This window comes from Marinobacter sp. L-80 (assembly GCF_056859395.1).
Genome location: NZ_JBSXOI010000033.1, coordinates 12963 through 32877, shown reverse-complemented (window position 1 = coordinate 32877; position 19915 = coordinate 12963). Strand labels below are relative to the sequence as shown.

Annotated in this window: 18 protein-coding genes; 10 read left to right on the top strand and 8 right to left on the bottom strand. The window is 56.7% G+C overall.

All coding sequences use genetic code 11. The annotated features are described in order from the left end of the window. On the bottom strand, positions 1-420 hold a 420-nt coding region (locus AC13E3_RS01600), incomplete at its 3' end, for a transposase (RefSeq protein WP_482901640.1). A gap of 156 nt (positions 421-576) precedes the next feature. Here AC13E3_RS01600 and AC13E3_RS01595 point away from each other — a divergent pair. From AC13E3_RS01595 to AC13E3_RS01560, 8 genes are all read left to right on the top strand, one after another. Continuing rightward, the gene (locus AC13E3_RS01595; RefSeq protein WP_482901639.1) at positions 577-1575 is read left to right on the top strand and encodes a lipid A deacylase LpxR family protein; all 999 of its coding nucleotides are present in this window, start codon (positions 577-579) and stop codon (positions 1573-1575) included. 316 nt (positions 1576-1891) lie between these two features. Further along, the gene (locus tag AC13E3_RS01590) at positions 1892-2512 is read left to right on the top strand and encodes a glutathione S-transferase family protein (protein ID WP_008170341.1); all 621 of its coding nucleotides are present in this window, start codon (positions 1892-1894) and stop codon (positions 2510-2512) included. A 63-nt stretch (positions 2513-2575) separates the two neighbouring features. Further along, positions 2576-3244 carry a cupin domain-containing protein gene (locus AC13E3_RS01585; protein WP_008170339.1) on the top strand — a complete coding sequence of 223 codons (669 nt, stop codon included), beginning with the start codon at positions 2576-2578 and terminating at the stop codon, positions 3242-3244. Positions 3245-3287: 43 nt separating this feature from the next. Then, complete coding sequence (locus AC13E3_RS01580; protein ID WP_008170337.1) at positions 3288-3854, top strand: TetR/AcrR family transcriptional regulator; 567 nt, start codon at positions 3288-3290, stop codon at positions 3852-3854. A gap of 78 nt (positions 3855-3932) precedes the next feature. Continuing rightward, positions 3933-4739 carry a dienelactone hydrolase family protein gene (locus tag AC13E3_RS01575; RefSeq protein ID WP_008170335.1) on the top strand — a complete coding sequence of 269 codons (807 nt, stop codon included), beginning with the start codon at positions 3933-3935 and terminating at the stop codon, positions 4737-4739. A gap of 84 nt (positions 4740-4823) precedes the next feature. Then, the gene (locus tag AC13E3_RS01570; protein ID WP_008170333.1) at positions 4824-5915 is read left to right on the top strand and encodes an aldo/keto reductase; all 1092 of its coding nucleotides are present in this window, start codon (positions 4824-4826) and stop codon (positions 5913-5915) included. Between the two features lie 483 nt (positions 5916-6398). Next, on the top strand, positions 6399-7736 hold the full coding sequence (gene aupA / locus AC13E3_RS01565; RefSeq protein WP_008170331.1) for an alkane uptake protein AupA: 1338 nt from the start codon (positions 6399-6401) through the stop codon (positions 7734-7736). An 11-nt stretch (positions 7737-7747) separates the two neighbouring features. Continuing rightward, a complete protein-coding gene (locus tag AC13E3_RS01560) occupies positions 7748-10942 on the top strand; it encodes an Ig-like domain-containing domain (protein ID WP_039881818.1) in 3195 nt (1064 codons plus the stop codon). A 242-nt stretch (positions 10943-11184) separates the two neighbouring features. On the opposite strand, the gene AC13E3_RS01555 is transcribed toward AC13E3_RS01560, so the two are convergent. Then, positions 11185-11538 carry a GbsR/MarR family transcriptional regulator gene (locus AC13E3_RS01555; RefSeq protein WP_227497733.1) on the bottom strand — a complete coding sequence of 118 codons (354 nt, stop codon included), beginning with the start codon at positions 11536-11538 and terminating at the stop codon, positions 11185-11187. 92 nt (positions 11539-11630) lie between these two features. Between AC13E3_RS01555 and AC13E3_RS01550 the strand changes: the two genes are divergently transcribed. After that, complete coding sequence (locus AC13E3_RS01550; protein ID WP_264622537.1) at positions 11631-11756, top strand: hypothetical protein; 126 nt, start codon at positions 11631-11633, stop codon at positions 11754-11756. Between the two features lie 93 nt (positions 11757-11849). Here the strand turns inward: AC13E3_RS01550 and AC13E3_RS01545 are convergent, their stop codons facing one another. From AC13E3_RS01545 to AC13E3_RS01525, 5 genes are read right to left on the bottom strand one after another with little or no spacing between them, the layout of a single operon-like run. Continuing rightward, positions 11850-14894, bottom strand: coding sequence for an efflux RND transporter permease subunit (locus tag AC13E3_RS01545; RefSeq protein WP_008170321.1), 3045 nt, complete (start codon positions 14892-14894; stop codon positions 11850-11852). Continuing rightward, positions 14891-15943, bottom strand: coding sequence for an efflux RND transporter periplasmic adaptor subunit (locus AC13E3_RS01540; protein WP_008170319.1), 1053 nt, complete (start codon positions 15941-15943; stop codon positions 14891-14893). The genes AC13E3_RS01545 and AC13E3_RS01540 overlap by 4 nt, the downstream gene beginning before the upstream one ends. 37 nt (positions 15944-15980) lie before the next feature. After that, positions 15981-16883 (bottom strand): alpha/beta fold hydrolase, encoded by a 903-nt coding sequence (locus tag AC13E3_RS01535; RefSeq protein WP_008170317.1) that lies wholly within the window; start codon positions 16881-16883, stop codon positions 15981-15983. After that, on the bottom strand, positions 16873-17364 hold the full coding sequence (locus AC13E3_RS01530; protein WP_008170315.1) for a PaaI family thioesterase: 492 nt from the start codon (positions 17362-17364) through the stop codon (positions 16873-16875). Before AC13E3_RS01530 ends, AC13E3_RS01535 begins: the two co-directional genes overlap by 11 nt. Then, the gene (locus AC13E3_RS01525) at positions 17361-17846 is read right to left on the bottom strand and encodes a PaaI family thioesterase (RefSeq protein ID WP_008170314.1); all 486 of its coding nucleotides are present in this window, start codon (positions 17844-17846) and stop codon (positions 17361-17363) included. Before AC13E3_RS01525 ends, AC13E3_RS01530 begins: the two co-directional genes overlap by 4 nt. Before the next feature lie 258 nt (positions 17847-18104). Here AC13E3_RS01525 and AC13E3_RS01520 point away from each other — a divergent pair, with 258 nt between their 5' ends. After that, the gene (locus tag AC13E3_RS01520; RefSeq protein ID WP_008170313.1) at positions 18105-18719 is read left to right on the top strand and encodes a TetR/AcrR family transcriptional regulator; all 615 of its coding nucleotides are present in this window, start codon (positions 18105-18107) and stop codon (positions 18717-18719) included. A gap of 41 nt (positions 18720-18760) precedes the next feature. Here the strand turns inward: AC13E3_RS01520 and cypR are convergent, their stop codons facing one another. Beyond that, a complete protein-coding gene (gene cypR, locus AC13E3_RS01515; protein ID WP_008170312.1) occupies positions 18761-19828 on the bottom strand; it encodes a transcriptional regulator CypR in 1068 nt (355 codons plus the stop codon). Between the last annotated feature and the right edge of the window lie 87 nt (positions 19829-19915).

Here is a 19915-nt window from a genome sequence, read left to right as displayed (position 1 = left end):
CGGCTTCTCATGCTGCTCGATAAAGTGGTGCCAGAGCAACTCATGCGCTTTGACAATGGTTTGCCGATCCATCGCCTGCTCCATTCGACAAAGCGTGGACTTGCCGGCCAGAGTCGAGGCATTCCCCGTGGCGGTTTGTAGTGCCTGATCAAAGCGAAGCGCTTCATGATCATTCAGATCTTCGTAGCCGCTGGCCACACCGTAGACCCGTTGCCGGACCAGGGACTTGAGCTCATGACGAATCATCCGGGGATCCCGCTGGTCGGTCAGAGTCTCGGCCAGCCGTTGGGTTAACCGGTGTTGTTTGTCGACTTCGCGCAGTAACAGCAAGCCGGCATCGGAGGTGATATGGCCTCCGGAGAAGTCGGTTTCAATCTGGCGGCGGGAAAGTGGCGAGAAGGTCAGTTTTTGAGGTACCATTCTGGATGCGGCTACTGGTGCTTGGTGGATTGGTTAGGTTCTTGAAACTATAGCACTTTTAGCCGCTTCTTTTTATCCCTTCATGAGAAATCCGGGTTAGGAGACCTGACAGTTGTCCATATTAGTTACTCTTTGTGCAAACCGGAGATACTGGATTTGAGTCGTCGCTGCGAATGTGTCTACCTGTTGCTCGTCGTTATTAGTGTTCTGCCAACCAGCCTCAGGGCAGAAGTTGTTAACCTGTCCTGGGACAACGACCTGCTTACTGGAACAGATCGCGGATATACAAACGGGGTACGCTTTTCGTATCTGACAGACACCGCTGATGAGAGCGATGGAAAGTCGGCAAGATTTGCCCGGGTTCTGCGTGATGAGCTGCGCTTTCTGCCAGGTATTGGAACTGTCGATCCAAAGCAGGCGGTAAGCCTGAGTTTGCGGCAATTCATGGTTACGCCTGAAGATATTACGGTTGAAGATCCGCAGTTCGACGACATTCCCTATGCCGGTCACCTGTCGCTCAGCGGCACACTCTGGAGCTGGAACGCCGATATGATTACCGGCTTTGGTGCTCACATTGGTGTTTTTGGGCCTGAGAGTGGTGCTGAGTCGGTTCAGAAATGGGTGCACAAAGCCACTGGAAGCGACAAGCCGCAAGGTTGGGGTAATCAGCTTGGAACCGATGTGGTGGGTGGCATTCAGGCTGCGCATGGCCGAAAACTCCTTCAACTTGGGCAGGGCGGCAACATTGAACAGCGTGTGTCGGTGATCGGATCCGGACTACTGTCGAGTTTTCGAACTTCCGCTAAAACTGGGTTGGTCTGGCAGCTTGGCAGAAACCTTCCTACAAATTTTGTGCCGGACTACGCTGGTACATCCTCAACCATCGCTTTGCCGGGCTCGTTCAACGATTCAGGCAGTAGCTGGTCCGTGTATGTGGGGCTGGGCGTGGAGTATGTAGGCTATTCCTACATCGACGACAACGCGGGGGCTTACCGTTTCGATGAAGGGCCGCTGATCGGCCAGCTCGGTCTGGGCGCTACCTGGCAGTGGGATCACCTTCTGGCCGCGGTCACAGTGCGTGCCTCTACCAGCGAAGACGAGCGCCATAAAGACAACTTCAGCTTTGGTACGTTGTCAGTTTCTTGGGCATTGTAGAAAGGTCGGTTTTGACCGTTGCTTACGGGATGTGGTGGCGCTTGTTCCCGCTGTTAAACATAAGCGAACATTCACGGCTGCTCTTTCGCACACGCTTCTTTCAACAAAAACACTTCGATATTTATCAAATCGTCTAACTGAGAAGCTGGCTTTTTGGTTTGGCTATGTACTGCAAGAAGGCCCGGGCTGTTCTTGGCGTTTGGAATGTCTTGTCAACAGCGCAAAGAAAAGCAGAACAATCAAATTGCCTCTTGCACATCTACCTACTAATAGGTGGATTAATTGGCGCATGTTTAATGACCAACAGAGGCAATCAATGAAAATCTACGATATCGAAGGCTTCCCGAACCCGCTCCGCGTTCGCATCGCTCTGGCAGAAAAAGGCGCAACAAACCAGGTGGAATTCGTCCCGGTCGATGTCATGGGCGGCGAGCACCGTTCCGAGGCGTTCAAGACGAAAAACCCGGATGCCACCGTGCCCATGCTGGAACTTGACGACGGCACCTGCATCGCCCAGTGCAATGCCATCACCGAATATATCGACGGCGTCTTTGATGGTCCGTCCCTTATGGGTACAACCCCAGCGGAGCGTGCCCGTATCGCAATGATGAATCTGCGGGCAGAAAACGGTCTGATGAATGCCGTGGGTGCCTATTTCCATCACGCGACCCCCGGGCTTGGTCCGGATCTGGAAACCTGGCAGTGTGCTGAATGGGGTAATAAACAGAAAGAAATTGCCAGCGCAACCATGACCTATCTTGACAGCGTTCTGGCGGACAATGAGTTTCTCGCAGGCGACAGCTTCTCGGTCGCAGACATCACCGCCTTTGCCGGCCTGGGGTTTGCGGATTTCGCGAAGGTGGACATTCCCGAGTCCCTGACCAATCTCCAGGCCTGGCGCGCAAAAGTCGCAGCCCGTCCTTCAATTGCCGGGTAATCCGAAACCTTCGGATTTAATGTAAGCGCTGAAAACATGAAGGGCACAAAAGGGAGGAATAACATGGAGATCAATGCAGATTTCTCCAAACCGGTGGTTATGCATTCCGACCAGATTGAATGGCAGCCCTCGCCCATGAAAGGGGTGGAGCGGCGCATGCTGGACCGGATCGGGGACGAAGTTGCCCGCGCCACGACCATCGTGCGTTATGCGCCGGGCAGTCATTTCTCGGCGCATACCCATACCGGTGGAGAAGAATTCATCGTACTCGATGGCGTGTTCCAGGACGAGCACGGTGACTTCCCTGCTGGCACCTACGTGCGCAACCCCCCAACCACGTCACATATTCCGGGCTCTGAAACGGGCTGCACGATATTTGTGAAACTGTGGCAGTTCGACCTGGCCGACCGCACCCAGTTCAGCAAGAATATGGAGGCCGAGCTGGGCGCCCCAGTGGGCGGCGTTGCCACCGCAAAGCTGCATGAGGACGATCGTGAGATCGTGACCTACAGCCAGCTCGATGCGGGGGCGACACTGACCTCTGAGGCGCCCGGCGGAATCGAACTGCTGGTGGTCGAAGGTTCGGCTATCAGGGATGGCGAGGTGCTGGCCAGGCATGACTGGCTGCGCCTCCCTGAAGGACACAGGTTGTCCGTGACGGCCGGGGACGACGGCGCCAAGATCTGGATGAAAACGGGGCACCTGCGATTTGCCGGGGCACCGAGGGTATAAGCCCGGCAATAGCGGGATTGAAAAGGCAGACAGGTGAACAACCATGAACCGTGATACCAGAACAGCCCTGATGGATCTTGCCGAGCACACCGTCCGGTCACGGGGCTTTGACGGGTTCAGCTACGCGGATCTGGCCGAGGCCATCGGCATTCGAAAGGCCTCGATCCATTATCATTTCCCCACCAAGGCGAAGCTCTCCGAAGCCTTGATCGAGCGCTATCAGACCAGTCTGCAGCAGGGTCTGACCGAGATAGACGCAGCCCATGCCAGCGCTGGCGCGCGCCTCAAGGCACTCATTGCCCTGTACCGCGGGGCGTTGCATGATGGCCAGACCGTGTGTCTGTGCGTTGCCTTTTCGACCTGCCGCGAAAGCCTGTCCGACACCGTTATTGCCAGAGTCGGCGCCGTTCGCGCAATGGTTCTGCAGTGGATTACGGCAACGTTTGAACTGGGACAAAGGGATGGATCCGTCTCGGCCATCCTGGGTCCCGCCGATGAAGCGCAGGCGACCCTGGCGATGCTGGAAGGGGCCCACCTTGCCGCGCGCACCGAAGAAGACCTCGCCGTGTTTGATGCCGCAACGCGACTGCTGCGCGCCCGCTGCCAGTAACGACGGGACAGGAATCGCGCTTTGATGTACAGAATCGCTACGCAAATTGACTCATAACGAGCGAAAAGGAGCAAACAGATGATGAGCACCCTGAAAACAGCACTGGCAGCAGCCACGCTGTCACTCACTGTTGCAAGTACGCAGGTACTGGCAGAAACGCAAACCAGAACCATCGAGTATCAAGTCGGCGACGAGACCTTCACCGGCTACATGGCCTGGGATGATGAATTCGGGCAAAAGCGTCCGGGGGTTCTGGTGGTCCATGAATGGTGGGGGCACAATGAATTTGCCCGGAATCAGGCAGAACGACTTGCCTCGGCCGGCTATACGGCGTTTGCGCTGGATATGTATGGCTCTGGCAAACAAGCCGACCATCCCGATACCGCCCAGAAGTTCATGCAGGAAGCCACTCGGGACATGAGTCAGGTCAAGGCGCGCTTCATGAAGGCGATGGACATCCTGAAGAACCACGAAAGTGTTGATGCGTCCCGAATTGCGGCACAGGGTTATTGTTTTGGCGGCGCCGTGGTTCTCAACATGGCGCGCATGGGCGTCGATCTGGACGGCGTTGTCAGCTTCCACGGCGCGCTCGGCAGCCCCCTCACGGCTGAACCCGAGTCCGTGAAAGCCAGGATCCAGGTGTACACCGGCGGTGCCGACAAGCTGGTCCCCTCGGATCAGGTCGCGGGCCTGGTCAAGGAGATGCAGGATGCCGAAGTCGACCTGACACTGGTGAGCTTTCCCGGAGTACTGCACTCATTCACCAACCCAGGCGCCGACAAGATCGCCGAGGAGTTCGGCATGCCGGTTGGTTATGATGAAGAGGCTGCCAGCCGTTCCTGGGATGGCACCATGCGTTTCTACAAGGCCATCTTCACCCAGTAACACAAGCGAGTGCAAACAAACCGAAACCGGCAGTATTTACAGTGAATTCTGGAACACCAACCGAAAAGCATGATGAGGTGCAACATGGCAACTGAGAGTTTACCACTGTTCGATGGAGACAATCGTCCAGGCTACAAGTCGCTGGGCAACTCGGGGCTGTTCGTATCCGAACTGTGCCTGGGCACCATGACCTTCGGCGGCGATGAGGACATCTGGGGCCTGATCGGCCAGTTGCAGCAGGAACAGGCCGACGAACTCGTGAAGATCGCCCTGGAGGCGGGGATCAACTTTATCGATACCGCCAACATCTATGGTTTCGGCGCCAGTGAGCGCATCGTCGGCCAGTCCCTGAAGAATCTCGGCGTTCGCCGCGAAGATGTGGTGCTGGCGACCAAGGTGCTTGGCCCCATGGGGGCTGGCCCCAATGCCCGTGGTGCTTCCCGCGGCCATATAATGAGCGAATGCAAGGCGAGCCTGGCGCGCCTGCAAACGGATTATATTGACCTGTACCAGATCCACGGTTTTGACCCGGCCACACCGATCGAGGAAACTCTGGAGGCACTGAACACCCTGGTGCAGCAAGGCCATGTGCGTTACGTGGGCCTGTCCAACTGGGCCGCCTGGCAAGTGATGAAAGCCATCGGCATCACCCGGGCCCGCAACCTGTGCCCGATCATATCCATGCAAGCCTACTACACCCTCGTAGGTCGCGATCTGGAGCGGGATATTATTCCGATGCTGGAATCTGAGAACGTCGGTCTGATGGTGTGGAGCCCACTGGCCGGGGGTTACCTGTCCGGTAAATACGAGGGGCCGGACGTTTCCGAAGAAAACCGGCGCGCCAAGTTTGACTTTCCGCCCGTCAACCGCGAGCGGGGCAGCGAAGTCATCAAGGTTATGCGGGAGATTGCCGATGGCAAACAGATCGACGGCGAACCGGTCAATGTGGCACAGATTGCCCTGTCATGGCTGCTACACCAGAAGCCTGTGACCAGCATCATCGTTGGCGCCAAGCGGCCCGAGCAGCTCAGGGACAATATCCGCGCGGCCCAAATCCGCTTGTCCGACGATGAACTGGTAGCCCTGGATGAAGTCAGCCGCCTGCCCGAGGAGTACCCGGGCTGGATGATGAAGATGATGGCGGGGTACCGGGATCCGGTAAAGCCGGGAGAATGATGTCGCCAATTGATATCACGGGTAGCCGCGCCGCTCTGGTGCGGCTACCGGGGGAGGAGAGCATGAATATATTGTAAAACGCAGAAGCGCATGCCCACTGATCGCTTTATTGGATTTGCCGGCTGTTGCTGAGGCTGAGTTAGGCTGATCGATTCCATTTTAATGTTCGCGCTGGACCTGTCTGGAATGTAACCCCTGCTTATACAGGTCTCTTTACAAGTTATAGGTTTTGACAACCCTCGAGATCCCCAGTACCGATAAGCCCGAGACTCACTCTAAAAAGTCGCAAAGTGCGAAATGTCAATCATGCATTTCAACTTCCGGCAATGGCAATGCCTGGCTCTACTGCCGTTAAGTTGCGTCAAGAAAGCCAGATTCCTGAAAGGACAAGCAACATATACTCCTATCCGAAACCAACGTGTGCCTTTCCCCAGACAGAAGCACCGGCGTATAGACAAAAACAAAGAGCTATGGAGTGTATTAATGGCGATCTTCCCCCGGTTTTCGGTAAGGGCGATATCCCTTACAGTTGCAATACTTTCCGCAGGATTCTCTCTTTCTGCCCAGGCCAGCATGGGCAACATCGGCACCACCTACGGGGTAATGGCGGTCGACGTGGCCACAGCTCAGTCTCTCTCAATGTTCAATGATCAGGTGTCTGCCACCTACTATAACCCTGCATATCTGACAAAAGATCCCAAGGGTGAGCTGACCGTTGGCCTGCTTCATGCTGAACAGGAACTAAGGGCGGAAAGCCCTCAGCGCAATAGCGATATACTCGCCGATTCTCCGAGCCAGCATGTGCTGATCGGCATGAAAACCAATCTCACCTCAATGACTCGTTCTGACCATCCGATCTATCTTGGCTTCATCGCGGGAGTGGAGAAATACGGCAAGGAACTGCTGGCTTTTTCTTCAAATACATCGGAAAGCGGCCAGTTCCTGGAGTACGGCAAGGAGCCCCTGTTCCTCAATATCGGTGCTGCCACCACTATCTGGCGTGGTATTGATGCCGGCATTTCGGCAAGGATCACGCTTGAAGCCAAAGCCGACCTCGATGCGATATCGAACCTCGCCGGTGAGACACAGCGTGAGCGCCTGTCTGTTAATGCCGAGCCCTCTGTAAAGTCAATTGTCAGTACCTCCATCAACTGGGGCAAAACCTTCTGCCCTGAAAATGGCTGTTGGTTGAGCGGCTGGGAAACGGCCCTGGCCTACCGGGCAAAATCAGCATCTTCCACTAGCGTCGATGCAAACATCATTGTCAGCCAGACGATTCCCGACCCGGGACTTGCCCTTGCGGTCACGACGATCGACTCCTTTCAGCCGGAAACCTGGGTCATCGGCACTCAGTATCAAGGTGACGGCTGGCGCATTGGCGGCAGTATCGAACAACAGAACTGGTCAGAACTGGAGGACGAATTTGCCGGCGACACCATTAAGGATCAGGCCAGCCTTTCCCCCGCTGCCCGGATGCAGTTTGACGACATCCTGGTCCCTCGTATCGGTGGCGAGTACAGGTTAAATGATAACTTCATGTTCCTTACTGGTGTCGCCTACAGAGAATCCCCCCTGAAAACCACTCGAAACCGGGAAGTTAACTACCTGGATACCGACAAGATCTCTATTGGACTTGGCCTCAGTGCAACGTACAACCGTACCCGTTTTCTGGCCTACCCCGTTCGCGTGGACCTCGGTTACCAGTATCAGATGCTGCAAAAGCGCGACTTCACCATTGTTGATTTCAACGGAAACGAAGAAGACGTTACTGCGGATGGCGATATTCACGTGTTCAGCGGCTCAGTTACGCTGAAATTCTGAAGAGGTGCGGCATGAAAAGAACAATTATTGCATTGAGTGTCACCACGTTACTCGCAGGCTGTGGCGGTGACGAGCAAACAATGACCCAAAGCTCAACACCCGGCTCGCTAATGTTTGCCTATCCGGCTGACTCAATGTCGTCAGGCAGTGATCAGCCCGATGTCACGTCCACCGTTCCCACAACGGCACCTGTTTTCCTGCGTTTCAACAAGTCCATCGACACACCGTTGACTGACATTCCCGATTCTCTGATCCTGAAGGATGCCACCGGAAACGAGGTTACCCTCACCGACGTGATGTTTACTGATGAAGACAAGATGGGGCTTGCGGCAAAGCCGGACAAGGCGCTTGCGCCGGGAACCAGCTACACCCTGACCTCAGAGGGCCTTCAGGCTGGCGGCACACCGGTGTCACTGACCGCAGATGGCATCAGATTCAGGACAGAACCGGCCACATCCGGCCCTATCCTGAGCCAGACCGAAGGCACCGGATTTGAACTGGCGCGAGCCATTCCGGACGGAGGGAACGACTACCCCGTCACGGACTTTACGACATTCCGGCTTCAGTTTACCGAGCCCCTCGACCCGCAATCGGTGGTTTACGGCCAGACCATCCGCCTGACGGACCAGGACGGTGAACCGGTGAATGCCGAAGTATACGCCAAGGGCCACCGGGTCACGGTGGATCCGGAAGGCTACCTGGATCCGGGCCTGACCTATAACCTGACCGTGACTACCGGCATCAAAAGCGCTCTGCTCGATGATGCCCTGTCCGAAGATCACACACTGACCTTCAACCCGATCGATTCCCGCTCCCCGACGGGCAAGCGCCAGATCATGGGCCAGGTAGCTGAAAGCATACCCGGCCAGTTGCCACTGACCGGTGCCGATTACAACTCGGTAAACCTGAGCTCCCTTCTTCTGGGCCCGAACAACCCGACCAGTGTCACCGGCACCGTGTTCGCGGAACTGGGCTTTATTCCCAAATTTGAAGCGGCGGGCCAGAGCATTCCCCTGAGGATCGACCGGGGCACCTTGCTCACCGGAAGCTCCGTGGTCGTCAAGGTCGCCGGCGCCGTGCCGGCCGGGTTCGAATCCGAAGCCGTCGAAGTTCGCTTTCTCTCGGATGCCAATGGTTTCCTGATGCCCAACCCCTATACCGATGCAGTGGATGCACCCCGGGTGCTCGAGCTCTACATCGATATGGCCCTGAATACCGGGAACACTGTTGCCAACGGCGCCCTTGGCCAACAGCTCATGCACGTGCAGCTCGTGGGCACCGCCATCGTCGAGGACGGCAAGCTGAGCATCGAAGCCGTTGGCGTTATTGAGCCGGACGTGATGGGTATTGACACGGCCTCAGGCCTGATCTCCTTCAAGCTGAACGGCTTCCGCAACGTCGAAGATGCCCCGCTGCAGGCCGACTTCGCGGACACCGAAGCGCCCTTCATCACGAGCTGGGTGCCCGGCACTGACAATCAGGCCAGGCTTCGCCCGGGCGACAATCTGGTGATCTACTTTAACGAACCGCTGCTCCCATCATCTATCAATTCCGACAACATTCAGCTGGAAAAGGATGGGGTGCTGGTTGATGCGAACCTGAAGGCCGATGGCGGCAGTGTGGTGATTCATCCGGCGGAACCATTGGTGCATGGCGCAAGCTACGTTCTCAGGCTCAATCCCAATGGGGCTTCGTCGCAAAACGGGTCCGGTTTGCGGGACCTGGCCGGAAACACCTTTGCCAGCCAGATTGCCCTGCCGTTCCAACTCAGCCCGACCGAGCCGGGCACGCCAATGGACCAGTCGCCGCTTGCGCTGATAACCCGGCCCGGTTATCCCTGCGCCAAAGCCGGCATTGATATCAACGCCGGCAACCAGGGACGTTGTGCCGGGGGCAAAGCCGATGACGACTTGCTCCCCCTTGGTCAACTCGAAACCGACAAGCCCATTATCGTCCGTTTTTCCCTTAACATGGACCCACAAACCATCGTCCCCGGCATCACTCTGACGGTTGAAAGGCAAACGGATACTGGCCAATGGGAGGAAATTGCGACCTCCGAATACACCCTCACGACCGAGCCACGGTCCCTGACCATTACGCCCCTGGTTCCGTGGGAGACAGGCAGCCTCTACCGCTATACGCTGAATGCCGCCAATGATGACAACTCAGTGATAAAGTCAACTGCGGGGCTGCCCCTGCAAACCGTCCTGCTCACCCAGGGTAAATGGGATGCAACCCACAGAACCGAGGGCGGCACGGCGCTGGTGAACTACTTCACCGGTATCGAGAAGAAGACTGCCACCTACCTGCCGCTGAGAAACCTGCCGGCGGCCGATGCCAATGCGGATCTGGACTATACAAAAGGTCTTGAGGCCGGCTCTCAAACAGGAGAAAGCGTTGCCAACGCGGTAGGCTTGGCATCCAATGGAGTCGAGTCACTGAATCCTCCTCAGCAAGATTCTCTTGTGGTTGACGCTGAAATTGGATGTGAAGTCGGGCAAAGCTGCCGGGAAGACAAATTCATTTATCTGACAGCCATGCTTGATACCTTCGTGGCAGGAACACCGGACGACCAGGGCAGGGTACCGGTGGAAATTTCGCCATCTGTGTTAGCCACCACATCCAGCGATGTGTGGGTCAAAATAGATACTGCGTTACTGGATGCATTTGCAAGCATTGGGCTTGCAGACACCGGCATTGAGGCTAACGAAAGTATCTCGACCGGTCCGCTCATGATGCGCATAAGATACCCAAGGGATGAAAAGGGGAATGTCAAACCGCTGACGGGCTTTCTATACACCAATGAGCAGGGCCAGTTTACCTTCGAGCTCAGTCTGGACGTATATCTGGATGCACCTTACCTCAACCCAAGCATTGGCCCGGCCGAGCTTGACCATAACCTGCGCAGCTATCCCATTCAGGACCTGGGTGGTGACCGCTTGACGCTGAGAGGGCCTGTGACCTTTCTCCAGGATGGCCGCATACAGATCCAACTGCTTAATGTCGAGAGGGTCCCGATTGACGTTGAAGTGCGAGGAGATATTACGCTCAACTCGAATAATGTAAGTGGTATATGCAGTCTGGTTCCTAACCTTTGTAACCCGATCATCAATCTTTTGGGGCTGAATGCAGACACCGTTATCCATCTTGAAATCCCTCAAGGTAAGCTTTCTCTCACCTATCTCTCACCAACCACACAGCAGTAACCCCAAGAAGCCCTGGTTCAACAGCCAGGGCTTTTTGCTTCAGCCTGAGAAAATCGAAGGGAAGATTGCAGTCAGGGAGGCCGTTTTGACCAGGAGGGGTGGATTGCACTCACAAAGCCACTGCGATGCCCTATTTTCCTACCTCAGAGGCTTGAGCATTTAAATATTCCAACAGATCATTCAAGCTGTGATGATACATGCCGTAGAACTTCTCCAGCTCAGCCAGTTTGGCCCGATTGCGGTCATTCGTGATCGTCGACCTGGCTTCCGCGACGACCGATTTTGCGGTCTGATATCTTTTTATCTGGCCTTCCAGGAAAGCAGCATAAGGGTTGGGACGAATTGAAAAAATCCTGCCGTTCACCTAACGCTGAACGACGTTCGACAATGCCCAACCGTTCAAGAAAGCAGGTATTCGTACTCACGCTGGTCTTACTGACGCGCAATAGTCCTACCAACTCTGACGAACTGACCGGGTCATCAGACACGATGAGGACCGCCCAGATTTCTCCTCCTATACGAGAAAGCCCGTCTGATTGGGCTAACTGGCCCATGCGTTCAATAAAGCGCGTATCTGATTCAGTGAGTGTTTTCATAGTTAAAGGGGCCATGCGGACCCTGCCAAACCAGCGCATCTGAACGCGTCTTGGCGCTTTTCCAGGCGGCTGGTGTTCAGGGTCCGTCGGAAATGTGCCAGAGCAAACCCGAAAAGGGCAGCCCCGACAAAGGCGATGGCCAGGAACTGCGGCCAGACGGTGGCGAAGCCCGCGCCACGATAAAGGATCGCCTGGGCCAGCATGATGTCCCGGACTGAACTTCACGGATGAGCGGGCTATAAGCGTTGCCCTCCCGGGTGATTTCGTCAGTCACTCTAATAACATGTTCCAGTCTAAACTGTGGGGCCGATCTAATCTAAGCATTCGCTCTTTAACCGAAACCAGAGGGCATAAAGCGCCGGGACAAACAATAGCGTAATCAGAGTGCCGACCGCTACGCCACCGATAAGCACATAAGCCAGCGGCCCCCAGAACAGGTCAAAGGTCAGAGGTACAAACGCCAGAACGGCCGCCAGGGCGGTGAGTACCACGGGGCGGGCACGCTGGACTGCCGCTTCGACAACGGCTTCCCGGGCAGCCATTCCTGCTTTGAAGTTGTCCTGCACCTGCTGCGTCAGAATCATGGTGTTTCGCATCAGGATGCCGCCCAGGCCAATCAACCCCAGCAGCGCGGTAAAGCCAAAGGGTTGATTAAACAGCAGCAGAGCCAGCACAGCCCCAATCAGCCCCAGTGGCGCGGTGGCAAGAACAGTCAATGTGCCGATAAATGAACGCATCTGAAGCATGATAAAGATCAGCATCAACGCCAACATCACCGGTTGTAATGTCTGGATTGAAGCATTGGCTTTGGCTGATTGTTCCACCGTACCGCCAATTTCAATACGGTAACCCTCCGGCAACTGTTCACGCAGGGCTGTCATCGCACTCCAGATTTCCTTGGTGACATCCGGTGGCTGGGCACCTTCTACATCGGCCTGAACGGCCAGGAAGGGGTCACGGTTGTAACGCTTTATGACGGGGTCCTCGTAACGAACCTGCCACTTGCCCAGTTGCTGTACGGAAAGTTTGCGGCCGTCGCGGGTTTTGATCTCAAGATCTTCCGGCATGATCACTTCGCCACGTGCATTACGCGCCACCAGTTGAACGCTCCTTATGCCCTGGCGCAGTTCGGTGACGGCCACTCCGCGAAGTTGGAACTGGAGTTGCCGGGCAACCTCTGCCGGGGTCAGGCCCATCCAACCCAGATTTTCCGGGTCCATATCAAGATAGAGCGTGGGTACGCGCTCGTCCCATTCGAGATGCGGCATGACGATGTTCGGATGCCCGGTCATGAGAGTCCGGATCTGGTGCGCGATCTCTCTGAGCTGATCGGCTTCCGGACCCAGCACACGAAAACTGACCGGCCAGACCACCGGCGGACCGTACAGCAAACGCGTTACACGCACTCGTGCCTCCGGAAATTCACCCGCCGCGATTCTGGCTTCCAATGCCGAGATGATGCGATCGCGCCCTTCAACGTCCTCCCCAATGGCAATCAACTTGGCAAATGCCGGGTCCGGCTGCTCGGGGTTGGCCGATACGAAGAATCGCGGTGCACCGGCTCCGATGTAAGCGGAAAGGCTTTTCACCTCCGGCATGTCCATCAGAATTGCTTCCAGGCGTCTGACACTTTGATCCGTGGTGGCAATAGCGCTCCCCTGCGGAGCATAGACACTGATCAGAACTTCAGGGCGATCAGAACTGGGAAAAAATTGCTTCTGCACCTGGGTTGCCATCCCGAAAGCACTGATCGCCAGCAAACCCACTGTGATAAAAACGACGGTTTTCCGGTACTGAACACACGCTGTGATCACCCCACGCAACCGCTGATAAAACGCGCTTTGGTAAAGGTCCTGGCCCATATGCCCGGTGTAATCGGGCAAGAGCTTGACGCCCAGATAAGGCGTAAAAGTTACCGCCACCACCCAGGAAATCAACAACGAAAAAGCCAGCACCCAGAAGATGTTGCCGGTGTATTCTCCCACTCCGGACTGGGCAAATCCGATGGGGACAAATCCGGCCACCGTCACCAGCGTACCGAACAGCATGGGCGCGGCGGTTACGCTCCAGGCATGACTGGCTGCCCGTACCCGGTCCCAGCCGCTCTCCATCTTCACGATCATCATTTCAATGGCGATGATCGCATCGTCCACTAACAGACCCAGTGCGATAATCAACGCACCCAGGGTGATGCGGTCCAGGTTTATGCCCGCCATTTTCATCAACAAGAAAGTCAGGCCGAGGGTCACAGGAATCGCAATGCCCACCACCAAACCCGCGCGCAGACCGATCGCCAGTATGCTGACCCCCATCACGACGACCAACGCAACCAGAAACTTGACCTGAAAAAGATCAACCGCCTGAGTGATGGCTTCCGCCTGATCGGTCAGGGTCTGTATTGACATTCCCAGCGGCAGCCTGCCCTGTTCGGCACTGACAAACTCGCGCAGCCGCTCACCAAACTCCAGGCCATTTTCACCCGCGCGCATGACGACACCTAACAGGATCGCATCCTCACCGTTGGAGCGGACGATGTAGCTCAAAGGATCTTCATAACCTAAACGCACCTCGGCCAGATCAGACACGGTGATAAGCTGGTCTCCGATACGCAGAGGTACTGAGGTGAGGCGCTCAAGGTCAGACAGGTCGATGTTGCTGCGGACATAAACCCGCGGGCCGGCAAGATCAACAAAGCCAAGAGGCTGAAGACGGTTGTTGGCCTCTATCGCCTGCAACACCTCTTCTGCCGACAAACCGAGGTTGTTGAGCCGGTCCTGATCAAATTCGAGATACACCCGCTCAGGACGCTCCGCCAGGAGCTGTGCTTTTTGCAAGCCGGGCAGCCGTTGCAGGCGATCCCGTATCGATTCTGCCTCGCGGGTCAGTTCACGCATCGGCAGCCCAGGTGCCGTCAGGGCAAGCAGGGAGAAATACACATCCGCGAAATCGTCGTTGACGATGGGGCCGATCACCCCCCGGGGCAGGTTGGATTGCTCATCGAGCATGCGTTTGCGGACCTGATAAAAGAGATCAGGCACTTTTTCGCTGGGCGTCGAATCCTGGAATCGGATAACCATGGCGGCCTGCCCGGGCCGAATGGTTGTTTCAATGGTATCGGTATACGCCACCTCCTGAATTTGCTTTTCCAGACGATCCACGACCTGATTCTGCAGCACCTCGGGGGTTGCTCCTGGCCAGACGACAGAAACCACCATCGCCCGGACGGTGAACGCAGGGTCTTCCGCCCGACCAAGGGAGGAGAACGCGTAGAAACCGGCAACAACGGACAGCAAAAGAAAAAAGAGGGTGACCGAACGCTCGCGCACTGCCAGCGCGGAAAGATTCGGTAAGCTCATTGAGCCAGCTCCTGCACCGCCATGCCAGGCGTGAGCAGGTGTGTCCCCAACGCGACGATGGGCGTTCCCGCGTTGATATCGGCCTTGATCTGCGCATACTCTTCACCCAGATCGATCACCTCGACCGCAAGGGGCTTCACCGTGCCATCGGAGACCAACCAGACCTGTGGCGTTTGCCCTCTCTCATCGAGGGCACCCAGCGGTACGCGATGGCTGGGCGCGGTTTGCTTCTGTGCTAACCGGACACTCACCACCGAACCCAGAGTTAAAGACGAGGGGTAGGGCCCCTCCAGGCTGTATCGGGCACGCCAGCTCCGGCTTGCGGGGTCGGCAGCCCCGGCAATCTCTCTCAGGCTCACAGCAAGCTGTTCGCCAGTGGGCAAAGGAACATAACCGCGCCTGGGCGGGTTACTGCCCTCTGGTAAAAAAACCTCGACTTCCAGCGATTGATCTTCGGCCAGAACGGCAAGGGTTTGACCGACACCCACAACCTGGCCGGGTTCAACGATGACCTCAGTGACCACGCCTGCATGGGCGGCTTTCAGTTCCGCATACCCCAAGGCATTCTGAGCCTGCTGATTGCGTGCAGAAGCCGTTTGCACCTGGCTGCGCGCCTCACGCTCTGCCAACTCAAGGCGTTGCAGGGTTTGTTCGCTGACAAACTGACGCCCCACAAGTTGCTGCTGGCGCTGGAGCTCATTGGTGGTAATTGCCAGGGCCGCTTCTGCACGCTTCAGATCCGCCGCGGCTCCCTCCGCCGTTGCTACAAGGTCTCGTGTATCGAGTTTGAACAGTAAGTCGCCTTTTTCCACGCGTTGACCGGCATCAATGTAACGATGTTGAATCCGACCGGCGATCTGAAAGGCCTGAGGAACTTCGTGGCGGCCTCGCAGGGTTCCTGAAAATCTGTGCGCTGTTGGGCCGGCGTCCTTTAGTTCAACTGTTTTTACCCAGGGGATAGGGGCGCGGGCCTGTGGGGGCGGTTCCGAAGACTGCTGACAACCAGACAGAATGAGCAGCGAGATAAACAGTGTCAGCATACAGCGCATGGCAGGTGTCCCGATTAGCAAAATCAAGGTGTGGGTATCAGTTCTCGCGGTGTCCGGACAACGCAAGTTGCAGGATGGCATCGCGAACGGTTTCGTTCTGCTCCATGGGCAGGAAGTGGGTCGTACCTTCAAGAACCATGACGTCAGCCCGGGGCAGCAGGGTCTGCAGGCGTTTTCGCGCCGCCGGCGAGAAGGTTGACCCGCGCTCCGCCGCCAGCGCGATAACCGGGCACCGCAACTGACGAATACCGGGCCAGGGGTTGTGTTCGGTATGGGCAAAGGTGGTGCTCTCCCACTCCGGCGCACACGCCAGGCGAACTTGATCGTCCTGCGGCAGAAAAGCGTGTTGGATGTAGGCCTCCAGCCATGCATCGGGCCAGGTCTTGAAGCCACCGCGGCCACGATAGTTGTCCAGCGCAGCAGCGTGCGAGTCGAATACCCGGCGCCGACGTGCGGCTCCGGCGGCCAGTGACAACCGATGTGACTGGCGTAGCAGCTTGGCCAGCCACAGCTTCAGGCCCTGCCCCGGATCCATGATCACCGGTTCCGCCAGAATCAGGCCCAGCACTTTGTCTGGCCGTCGGGCAGCGGCCATGATGCTGGTGGTGGCACCGATGGAATGGCCGGCGAGCCAGACCGGCTCGTCCAGGCTATCCAGCAGAGCGATCATGTCGCGATAGTAGGTTTCCCAGCCCCGGAATGTCGAAAAGTTCGCCGCACCGGCGCTGGCCCCGTGCCCCCGCATGTCCCAGGCCAGGACATTGACGTCCGTGGCAAGCTCATCAAGGAGGGGGCGGTACAGGCGGCCATGGAAACCCGTTGCATGGGCCCAGTGCACCGTGGGGCGCGCTTTGGATTGCGGCCAACGCCACAGTGCGATCTCCGCGCCATCCGGCGCCTGGAATTGGTCGCGTTCAGGGTTGTTGTGCTTATTGTTCATGAAGATCTGCTTCTTTGGCCGCCATTGTCGGGAGCAACAACTGAACCTGACCGCTGGCGATCGGTTTGCGCTTATCGCCCTGCCAGCAAGTCACCCGGACCAGGCTGCTCCGCCTGCCTTGCCGGACAATTTCGGCGCTGGCGAACGTCGATCGGGCCTGCGCGGAGCGGAGGTAGTTAATGTGGCTGTCGAGAATGCGTGGGCAACGTTTGTCGGTATCCTGGCTTTGCGCAGCGACCCGCGCGGTGAGTTCGATCAGGGCGCCAAGCACGCCGCCATGGAGGGCGGGTAGCATAAAGTTGCCAATGAGCGCTTCACGACACGGCATATGAACCACTAGACCTACATCGTCGCGTTGAACCTCAAGCCCAAGGTGCCGTGCGTAGGGAATGCGCTCCAGCAGAGCCTGCCAGTCGGAACATTCTTTCCCGCTTTCGGTAGGGCCTGAGATGGGTTGTGCCGAATCGCCAGTCGTGCTCATGCGCCCTCCTTTTTTCGTCCACCGGCCTGGAATCGCTGGCCCTGGGTGTTGCGCATGAAGGTGGCGTTTGCCGTCGCTAACAGTGCACTATCGCTCTCGCTGAGGATGTCGCAATGGATGAACGCGACCTCGTCCGTTAAATGACGACAGGTGGCCACCGCCAAGAGGGCACGGTCGCCGATGGCGGGCCGCAGATAATCCATGCGCAGATCCAGCGTGGCAATGGGCATCAACTCCAGGGCCCCCGCGAATACCGCCAAGCCTCCGGCGGAGTCGGCCAGCGAGTAGAGCACGCTGGTGCAGATTTCTTGTGTATCCTCTTCGGCGAACATCCACGGCTGTGGGGTCAGGCGCATGCAGACCTGGTTTCCGTTCACAGAGACAACCTGCATACCCAGATCCCTGCCGTGGGGAACCTGTTCGGTAAACTGCCACGCCGTCGTCACAGCGTCACTGTGCTGAGCTCTGTTCGACTCCGTCATCAGATATGCCCACCCCGGTTTGCATTTCGCGCAGGGGTGGAAGTGGCGGGAAACAGCTGATTGTCATAGGTCATTGCCATGTCAGTTTCTTCCGAATAACATTGTTGCTGGATTTTGGTTGGTTAACCAACCAAAAGTCAAGAATCTGTTGAGGCAAATGGCACGCCACCCGTGCAATGGCGTACGATCAGTGTAACAAGTCAGGTGGTGGCCGCTCTGATGAATAACGAACTGGCTTGCTGAGGAGATACTTAAGCGATGGTTAACAGACAGATGACTCCTGCAAGCAAACTGGGCGACCAGGGCGACGTTTTGTCTAACGCAGCCCGGCTTTTTCGTGAGAAAGGCTTTGAAAGGACGTCGCTCAAGGAGATTGCCGAGGCCTGCAATATGCTGCCCGGAAGTCTGTATTATCGTTACAACAGCAAGGAAGCGCTGCTTGTCGAGCTGATGCGCCGGGGGGTGGACCTGGTTACCGCAGAGGTCGAGTCGGCTTACGCCAGTTCGGATGACCCGGTTGAACGGTTGCGTCTTTGTATCAAAGCGCATCTGCGAGCCCTGTTGGTAGATTCGGACGCGGTTTACGTGCTGCTGTTTGAATGGCGAGCGCTGGGCCCGGAGGCTCGCGAGGAAATCATCGAACTGCGTGACCAATACGAGTCCCTGTGGGCTGAGATCCTCGAAACAATGATTGAACAGGGCGTGATCCGGAAGAATGTTGACGGCCGTTTGCTCCGCCTGATCGGCCTTGGGGCGCTCAACTGGGTTGCAACCTGGTTCGACCCGAACGGGGCTCATTCACTCGACGCCATTGGCGACTTGATCTGGCAGATCGCTATGGACGGTGTGATCAATAAAGGGGGTCAGGCATAGGTTCTGGCTTCACAAACGCAAGTAGCCTCTGTTTATGATCGCTAATCATGCGGATGCACGGTTTGTGATCTGACATTTTGCCTGAATTGCTCAGGCGACTGGTCAAACCAGCGCTTGAAGGCGCGTCTGAAATTGGCACTGTCGTGATAGTTCATCAACGCGGCAATGGCCTCGATTGACAGCTGGCTGTCACGCAAGTAGGTCGCTGCCTGCTGGGACAGAATCTCGTCGCGAACTTTCCGAAAACCGCTGCGTTCCTGTTTGAGTTTGCGTGCCAGGGTGCGTTTGCTCATGAACAACGAGGCCGCTGCTTCGTCTTCACTGAGCGTTCCGGGCGGTCGGGACAACATCATCATCTTCAGCTGGGTCTGATAGCTCGGTTTATCCGACTGAAGTTGCGCAAGCATCGATTCACACTGTTGCAAGGCCAGACGATAGTTTTCGTGATTGGCGGAGGCATTCGGTTCCCGACACAACGACATCGGCAACGTAAGTTTTAACTGGTCGCAATCAAAGCGAATCTGCCCGGGCAAAAAATCGGCATACATTGCCTGATACGGGGGTTCAGGATGAGCGAAGCATATTTCAGCCTCATGCAAAGGGCGACCAATTATAAACTCGCCAAATTCAAAAAGGGCCTTAACCATCGCATCCGACAGGCACCGCTGTATGTCATCGTCCAGCGACTCCTGGTAGTCCAGAATACATTCCAGGCGCTCGTTGACTTGCCGCAAATGCAGTTGGATGAAGCTCGCGCGCGTGGGCAGAAAAGTATGAATCGCTTGCAGCGCAGTGAGAAAGTCGGGGCTGCTGTAGGCCACGAATCCCATCGCACCATGGGTTGCCGGGGTCAGTCGCTTGCCTAGCCATAACCCTAATTCCGGCTGGCCGGACAGATCCAGTGCGTTGCGCAGAATCCGCACCTGCTGCGCTGCGGTAAGCAGGCTTTCCTCGCTCAGGAATTGCGTCACACCAAGCCCGGTGCCGAGCAGCAGACGTGGCAGTTGTTTGGCTGTTAAATCGAGCTCACGTGCAATGAGCCGTGAGTAATTCGATGGAATGCCGGGACCGGGTTTTTGCAAATCACCCGTCTTCTGCGTCGTCATCATTGATCTTCCCCGTCCTGAATGAACGTCATTTTGTCTTTAAATGACCTCAGCTTGTCAAGAAATGACCTGACAGGAGTGTCGTTAGAC